This window comes from Roseicella sp. DB1501 (genome assembly GCF_013112485.1).
GTDB lineage: Bacteria > Pseudomonadota > Alphaproteobacteria > Acetobacterales > Acetobacteraceae > Paracraurococcus.
The window spans coordinates 1-6,774 of record NZ_JABFHG010000033.1; the positions used below are offsets into that span (position 1 = coordinate 1).

General features: G+C 64.5%; 6 protein-coding genes and 3 pseudogenes. 3 read left to right on the forward strand and 6 right to left on the reverse strand.

Annotated elements, in window-relative coordinates; all coding sequences use genetic code 11:
• The first annotated feature begins 11 nt into the window (after nt 1-11).
• Nucleotides 12-119 carry a transposase domain-containing protein gene (locus HJG45_RS28005; protein ID WP_408902020.1) on the forward strand — a complete coding sequence of 36 codons (108 nt, stop codon included), beginning with the start codon at nt 12-14 and terminating at the stop codon, nt 117-119.
• Between the two features lie 8 nt (nt 120-127).
• Nucleotides 128-790: pseudogene (locus HJG45_RS28010) on the forward strand (transposase); the annotation flags it as partial.
• Nucleotides 791-882: 92 nt separating this feature from the next.
• Here HJG45_RS28010 and HJG45_RS28015 read toward each other — a convergent pair.
• A pseudogene (locus HJG45_RS28015) lies at nt 883-1,213 on the reverse strand (IS3 family transposase); the annotation flags it as partial.
• Nucleotides 1,214-1,252: 39 nt separating this feature from the next.
• Nucleotides 1,253-2,308 carry a YihY/virulence factor BrkB family protein gene (locus HJG45_RS28020; protein WP_171617244.1) on the reverse strand — a complete coding sequence of 352 codons (1,056 nt, stop codon included), beginning with the start codon at nt 2,306-2,308 and terminating at the stop codon, nt 1,253-1,255.
• Nucleotides 2,309-2,351: 43 nt separating this feature from the next.
• Between HJG45_RS28020 and HJG45_RS28025 the strand changes: the two genes are divergently transcribed.
• Nucleotides 2,352-2,591 carry a hypothetical protein gene (locus HJG45_RS28025; protein ID WP_171617246.1) on the forward strand — a complete coding sequence of 80 codons (240 nt, stop codon included), beginning with the start codon at nt 2,352-2,354 and terminating at the stop codon, nt 2,589-2,591.
• Between the two features lie 137 nt (nt 2,592-2,728).
• On the opposite strand, the gene HJG45_RS29605 is transcribed toward HJG45_RS28025, so the two are convergent.
• The 4 genes and pseudogenes from HJG45_RS29605 to HJG45_RS28045 form a co-directional block, all read right to left on the reverse strand.
• Nucleotides 2,729-3,868 (reverse strand): HWE histidine kinase domain-containing protein, encoded by a 1,140-nt coding sequence (locus HJG45_RS29605; RefSeq protein WP_171617248.1) that lies wholly within the window; start codon nt 3,866-3,868, stop codon nt 2,729-2,731.
• 413 nt (nt 3,869-4,281) lie between these two features.
• Nucleotides 4,282-5,120, reverse strand: a pseudogene (locus HJG45_RS28035) (IS5 family transposase).
• 436 nt (nt 5,121-5,556) lie between these two features.
• Nucleotides 5,557-6,222 carry a cation:proton antiporter gene (locus tag HJG45_RS28040; protein WP_408902042.1) on the reverse strand — a complete coding sequence of 222 codons (666 nt, stop codon included), beginning with the start codon at nt 6,220-6,222 and terminating at the stop codon, nt 5,557-5,559.
• Nucleotides 6,223-6,526: 304 nt separating this feature from the next.
• The coding region (locus HJG45_RS28045) for a transposase domain-containing protein (RefSeq protein ID WP_171617254.1) at nt 6,527-6,774 on the reverse strand (248 nt) is incomplete at its 5' end.

Here is a 6,774-nt window from a genome sequence, read left to right on the forward strand (position 1 = left end):
CGGAAGCCTACATCGCAGCCGTGCTCGACCGCCTCGCAAATGGCCACCCCATCACCCGTATCGACGAGCTGCTACCCTGGAACTTCAGGCCAAGCCGTCAACCCACCAGCGTGGGCTGACGCATACTGACATCGCAAGGCATGCGCTGGAGGACGGGGCAGTGAGGCGGCTCATGACGATCCCGGGAATAGACATGATCGTCGCCGTCGGGCTCGCAGCCGCCATCGGCGACGTGGCCCGGTTCCCCTCGGCCGAGAAGCTCGTCGCCTATCTCGGCCTGAACCCGAGTGTGCGGCAGTCCGGCGAGGGTCCCGCCCGGCATGGCCGAATTGCCAAGCAAGGCCGGGGGCACGCCCGTGGCCTCCTCGTCGAGGCGGCCTGGGCCGCCGCCCGCGCGCCTGGGCCCCTCAAGGCGTTCTTTGGGCGCGTCTCCTCCCGCCGCGGCCAGCACGTTGCGGCAGTAGCGACCGCCCGCAAGCTCGCCGTCCTCGCTTGGCGGCTGCTGACCAGGGGCGAGGACTACGCCTGGGTCCGCCCGGCCCTGCACGCCAGGAAGCTTCGCAGCCTCGAACTGCGGGCCGGACGGCCGCGGCTCCACGGCCAACGGGGCGCCGCCTATGACTACAACATCAAGGGCATCCGGCAGCAGGAACGGCGAGCTGCAGAGGCCGCTGAGACCGCCTACCGCAAGCTCACCGACGGCTGGATCCAGTCCGGGCCCAAAAAGCCAAGGGCGCGCACGTGTGCCGCAGGGGAGGAGCGACGATCCGAGGCTGCGCGGCGGGGCTGACACCTCCATGCCCCGCTCTTTGCCACGCGGTCACCCGTGCGCGGAGGAAATCTAGCAAGGCCTGCAAAAAGGAGCTTCCCTATTTCATCCGTCTCCCACGGGCTGCCCGGTGCGATGTAGGCCGTCTTGGCACCGACCTCGACGATCCAGCCTTGCACCGCCTTCCCGTTCTAGGACGTTGTCCGAACGAACATGGCCAGGCGTACCGCGCAGGATGAACAAGTCAGACAGCACGTCGATGACGTCCGCCGCCTTGAGCTTGCGCCCATCATGGGTACGGTCCTCGACAAAGTCGTAGCTCCAGACATGGTTCGGCCACTCCGGGCGCAGTTGAATGCAGGAGCCGTCCGCCAGCCACAGTCGTCCGCGCTTCGGCTGGCGCGGCGGCACTTTCAGCCCCTCGCGCCGCCAGATCCGCTCCATTTCAAAGGGGGAGGATCAAGAAATGTCGGATCCGGCATCTCAGCCGCGGCGCAGAAACGGCTTACGTTTGCGTGGCGCTTGCGATCGCCGCTCAACCAGTCCCTGTACTATGCCGGTGACAACGAACGGGAGCAGGGCAACAAGAAGTTGCAGGACGGCATTGGGTGCGGTCTCCGGTGCTGCCGCGGATCGATGCTGCAATCCGCGCCGCTCAGCATCCGAGGCGAGCACCGCATCGGCCGGCTTTGCCGGAACCGGCACTGCTTGCTTGCTGCCTTTGAGGTTGGCCCAGGCCCGGGTAAACTCAGCTCCTGCCAGGAAAATCAGCGCCGAATAATAGAGCCATACCAGCACGATGATGACCGCACTCGCAGCTCCGAAACCAACGGCGACATCACTCTTCCCGATATAAACCGCGATTAGAGTTTTGCCGACGGTGAAGAGGACGGCGGTTGTGAAGGCCCCGACGAAAACGTCGCGCCAGGCAAGCTTGCGATCTGGCAGCACCTTGTAGATCGCCGCAAACAACAACGTCAGAATGCCAACTGTCACCGCGATGCTCAGCACCAAGGCAAGCAGCGCACCGCCCGGAAGTGCTGCCTCCAGCCAAGAGCTGAAGGATGCTATGGCCGCACTAACCGCGAGCGAGGCGATCAGGATGAAGCCCGTCGTAGCCACCAGGCCGAGTGCCGCAGCCTTCGCCTTGACCAGACGCGAGACGGTCTCGGTGATCGAGCCGGCCTCGGGGACCTCGGTCTTCCAGACGGCGTTCAGCGCGTTTTGCAGAGCACTGAAGGCGCCTCCGGCGGTGAGCAATAAGGTGCCCAGGCCGATCGCCACGGCCCAGCCGCCGCGCGCACGGCCCATCGCGCCCTCGGATAGACGCCCAACTTCATGCGCCGCCTGGTCGCCCAGCATGCTGGTCATCTGAGCGGTGATGGCGTCATCGATCTGGTCGCGGCCGAAGACGAAGCTGGCAATGCCGGTCGCGATAAACAGCAACGGCCCGATGGAGAACAAGGTGAAGTAGGCAATGCCAGCAGCACGCGTCAAAGCGTCGTCCGCTACGAAGCCCTCCCCGGTATCCTTCAGCAATGTCCAAATCCGGCCCATAGCATAGCACCCATGATGAACATGCTTGTGGAACGGTTTGTCAGTGGCGCAGTTTCCTGCATCTGCGCCCGCAACACCCGCAACCGTCGCCGATCACCTCGCCAAGCGCCTCTCCACCATCGGCCAGTACCACCGCCTCGCCGGGCACGCCTTCTCCACCACCCAGCCGGTGATCCATCACACGCTGCACGGCATCCACCGCAGGCACGGCCACCCGGCCCGCCGCGCCGTGGCATTGCCGCCGTCAAACCCAAATGGTGTTTGAACTGCGTGCTAGCGCTGCCCGGAACAGGACCGTGAACGCCGGTGCAATGCCAGTGAGGTGATGATCCGCGCTATGGGCCGCTGCTACTCAGGCACATCCCGCATCTCGCTTGGCTTTTTGGCATACTCAAGTTTCGTTCAGACGCGCCGTAGTGGGACTGTGATTACGGCCACGAGGCCCTCGGTAGGGAACTGAAGCTCGACTTGGCCGCCGAGTTGACGTGGCAGGTTCCGCTCAAGCAGCCTTGTGCCGAAGCCACGCATTGTCGGCGGTCCTGATAACGCAGGCCCACCACGCTCACGCCACTCAATCCGTAGCCACGGGCGATCTGCGTTGCCGCGATGCAACGGAGGCTCGATGATGCGCCAATGGACGTGTACCTCGCCCTCTGATGCTGATAGGGCGCCATGGCGAACAGCGTTCGTGACCATCTCGTGCAGTGCAAGCGCGAAGGAGATCGCCGTGCCAGGTTCGAGTTGAACGTCCGGCCCCACCAGAGCAGCGCGTGGCCCTGCCGCAGGGCCAGCTGTTGCCAGGAAGGGGCTTAGCTCAGTCTCCAGCAGGGCCCGCAGATCAGCGCCGGCTGTCCATCCACCCTCCGACAATCGATCGTGCGCCCGAGCGAGGGCGAGAAGCCTGCCAGCGAAGACGGACCAGAATGCTGCCGGACTGGGTGCAGCCCGTGCCGTCTGTGCTGCGAGAGAATGCACGGCCGCGAGCGTGTTGCGCACCCGATGGTTCAACTCGGCCAGTAGCAGGCGCCGCAATCCCGTCTTACCCTGGCGATCAGCGGCATCCGAGACGAATCCTGCAACATAGCGGACACGGCTTCCCGTGCGTACCGGAAAACCGAGATCGCGCACCCAGCGCGATCTCCGTGAAATGTCTCCCTCACGGGCGGGCAGCAAGACCCGGTACTCGATTTCTGCCGTTTCACCCTGGCGGACGGACTCAAATCGTTTCGCTACGCTCGGCCTGTCATCAGCATGCACGAGATGCAGCCAGCGCCCGGCATGAGGCAAGACGTTACCGACGGAAACCTCCATCAAGGTTTCCAGGCCAGGCGATACATACCGACCTTCTCCGGTTGAGGCATCGGCAACCCATAGCGCACCGGTTGCCGCCTCAGCGAAGCCGTGCAACAAAGCACCGCGTTCGCTTCGCTGCTCCAAATCGTGCAATCGTCGTTCGAGGTCTGCTTTTTCAGCGGAGAGAGACTCGGCCGCTCCTGCCAACACTGCGGAGTGAGTTCTCTCGGAAGCGAGATCTCTTTGCATGGCTTGCAGTTCGTTGGAAGCTCGGCCGCCTGCTTTGCCAGATCTCTGCTTTGACGGCACGCCCGACGTCCTGCATTTCGTGTGGCATGCCGAACGGCTTGGCTACCTCTCAGTTTATTGCGGATAGTCTCAATCCGGTGCGATCCATTCGTTCAATCTTTCCCAATACGGGCGTTCCAACCCGCCCCGTCGAGGCCTATGCCTGGGCCTCGCTGGTGCCGGCAACGCTGCGCGCCTGGCAGGCCTTCCTCGAGTGGTTCGTCCTAGCCCGGCCGCCAAAGCCTCGCCCACCGTGCCTACCACTGTCGCCACGCCAGAGACCGTGCGGCTCCTCGCCACCTGTCCCGTGCGCGCCCTCGAGGCCTGGCTGCAGGCAAGCGCCGGCACTGAGAGCCCTTCCGGAAAGTTCTGGTTCAGTTTGAGGCGCTTGCGGCGAGGCGACGGAGCATGAGGCGGATCATGGCGAGGCGGATGAAGGCCGCCGCCTTGCGGGCATGGCGCTCGTAGTCGCGGGCCAGACGGCGGCAGCGGCTGATCCAGGCCAGGGTCCTCTCCACAATCCAGCGCTTCGGTAGGACGACGAAGCGGTGCCGGTCGCAGCGGCGGACGATCTCCAGCGTCCAGGCACCGGTTCGGGCGACGGCCGCGACCATCTTCGGCCCCTGGTAGCCTGCATCTCCGATCAGGCGTTCGATGAAGGGGAAGCTCCGGCGTGCCTCCCGCAGCAGATCCTCCGCGCCGTCGCGGTCCTGCACGCTGGCCGGATGGACGATGACGGCCAGCAGCAGGCCAAAGGTGTCGGTCAGGACATGGCGCTTGCGCCCGAGCACCTTCTTGCCCGCGTCATAGCCCGAGGCGTCGAGCGTAGCGCCCCTTTTTGCGCACCCTTGGCACTCTGGCTGTCGATGATCGCAGCAGTGGGACTGGCCTCCCGGCCTGCCGCCTCGCGGACCTCGACATAGAGCGCATGATGGATACGCGTCAGCGTGCCATCCCAGTCCCAGCGGTCGAGGTAGTCCCAAACCGTGCTCCGGGGCGGCAGGTCCTTCGGCAACGCCTTCCATTGACAGCCCGTCCAGAGCACGTAGAGGATAGCGTTGAGCACCTCACGCACATCCACCCGGCGCGGCCGCCCGCCGCGCTTCGCGGGTCGGATCAGCGGCGCCACCAGTGCCCACTCCGCATCTGTCAGGTCGCTCTCGTAGCGCAGCCCACGCCGCGTCGCGGCTCGCCGGTGTTCCGGCTTCCACATGCGCCACCCCTCAGCACAACCGTACCCGAGGGAATCACAACCGATTCCAGCGACTCAACTTCTTTCCGGAAGGGCTCTGATCACGAATGGAAGTATAAACTTACCGCCAAACGATTTCTAGACGAGATTGACGCCCCTGGGCTTCTCACGAAAGCTAGATCAGTATCTTCAAATTGTACCGATCGGTGACGCCAACCAATCACGTTGGCTCGCCAGATTTCTCAACGAAAGTGCGTAGCGTTACCGCGTGATCCGCTTCGCGCAGCGCCGCGTCGCTAATCGCGTCTTGGTCCCGCAACTGGATTAAGGCGTGCCGGGCTTCGGCTGCGGCTGTCTCCGGATCAGCGACTGCGCCTGCCTGATCCTGTGCTGCCGCCGCCTTGCTTTGGGCGAGACTCCTCTCCTGCGCCTCCTCCGCAGCGCCACCGAGTTGCGCCTAGCCTAACAAGGCTGGCAACGTTGTTCCCTGCAGCAGGCCCGAGCCGAGCACGAGTAGGCTAATCAGAGCGAGTACGAGATCACGGTCGGGAAAGGGCCGACCATCGATCGTCGTGGTAGGCACAGCAAGCGCAAGGCCCAATGCGATAGCAGAACGATGAGGAGACCAGGCGCCAACGACGGCAACACGCAGCACTCCTGCGGGGCGCCCGTCCTCGCCCGGCATGTGCGGCGTCCAGGGCATCACCATGACCAGCATCGCCAACACGAATTGCAGTGCAAGCACCAGCGCCAGCAACGCTGCAGCGATGAGGTCAAGGCGCAGCCAACCATAATGGCTCAGCGCCGCAAGTGCTTCTGGCAGCGAACGACCGACCAGAAAGTAGAGTGCGGCAGATAGCATCACCTCCGCTTCCGACCACACGTGGCGTGCCACCAGCCGTGCCTCTGGCGAGGAGATTGCCTGTCCGGTCTGCCGATCCACGGCGCGGACGGTCACAGTCAGTGCCGCCACGACGATAACCACTGCCACCGACACACCAGCGGCTTCGGAAAGCATAGCGGCAAGGAAGGGCGTGGCAATCGAGATTGCCACTTCCACCTCAGCGGGGCCGATGCGGCGACGCAGTGCAACTGCAGCATGGCCAACGACCAAGCCGAGCAGGCCCCCCCGACCATGTCAGTGCCGAGCTTGAGTAACGTCGCCACAACCTCCGGGGGCGGGCCGCCGATCGCCGCACGGGCCAGCATGTACAGCGTGACCACGACTAGGCGGGCGCTGACCGCCTAACCGGCGAAGGCATCGGTAAGGGCACGTGGAAGGTGTCGGTGCTGGCCAGTCTCCTGTGGCAGCCGTGTATCGCCGATTGCCGCACAGACGCCGAGTAGTAGGCAGGAAACAGGACCGAGCTCGGGCAACAGTGCATGGTAAGCGGGGACTTCAGGCTCATCTCGACTGCGGTTGACGCTCAGCCTTTTTCGGTGGTGACCCAGCACCACGGCATGAGTTCGTCGATACGGCTGTTGGGCCAGCCGTTGACGAGGCGGGTCAGCAGGTCGGCGAGGTAGCGCTGCGGATCGACGCTGTTCAGCTTGCAGGTTTCGACCAAGGAGGCGACCGCGGCCCAGCGACGGCCGCCATCGTCGCCCGAGGCGAACAGGGCATTCTTGCGACTGAGGCAGAGGGGCCGGATGGCACGCTCCACGGTGTTGGTGT

Coding starts and splice junctions, on each gene's coding strand:
- HJG45_RS29605 (WP_171617248.1), bottom strand. CDS start 3,868: ATGCAAAGAGATCTCGCTTCCGAGAGAACTCACTCCGCAGTGTTGGCA.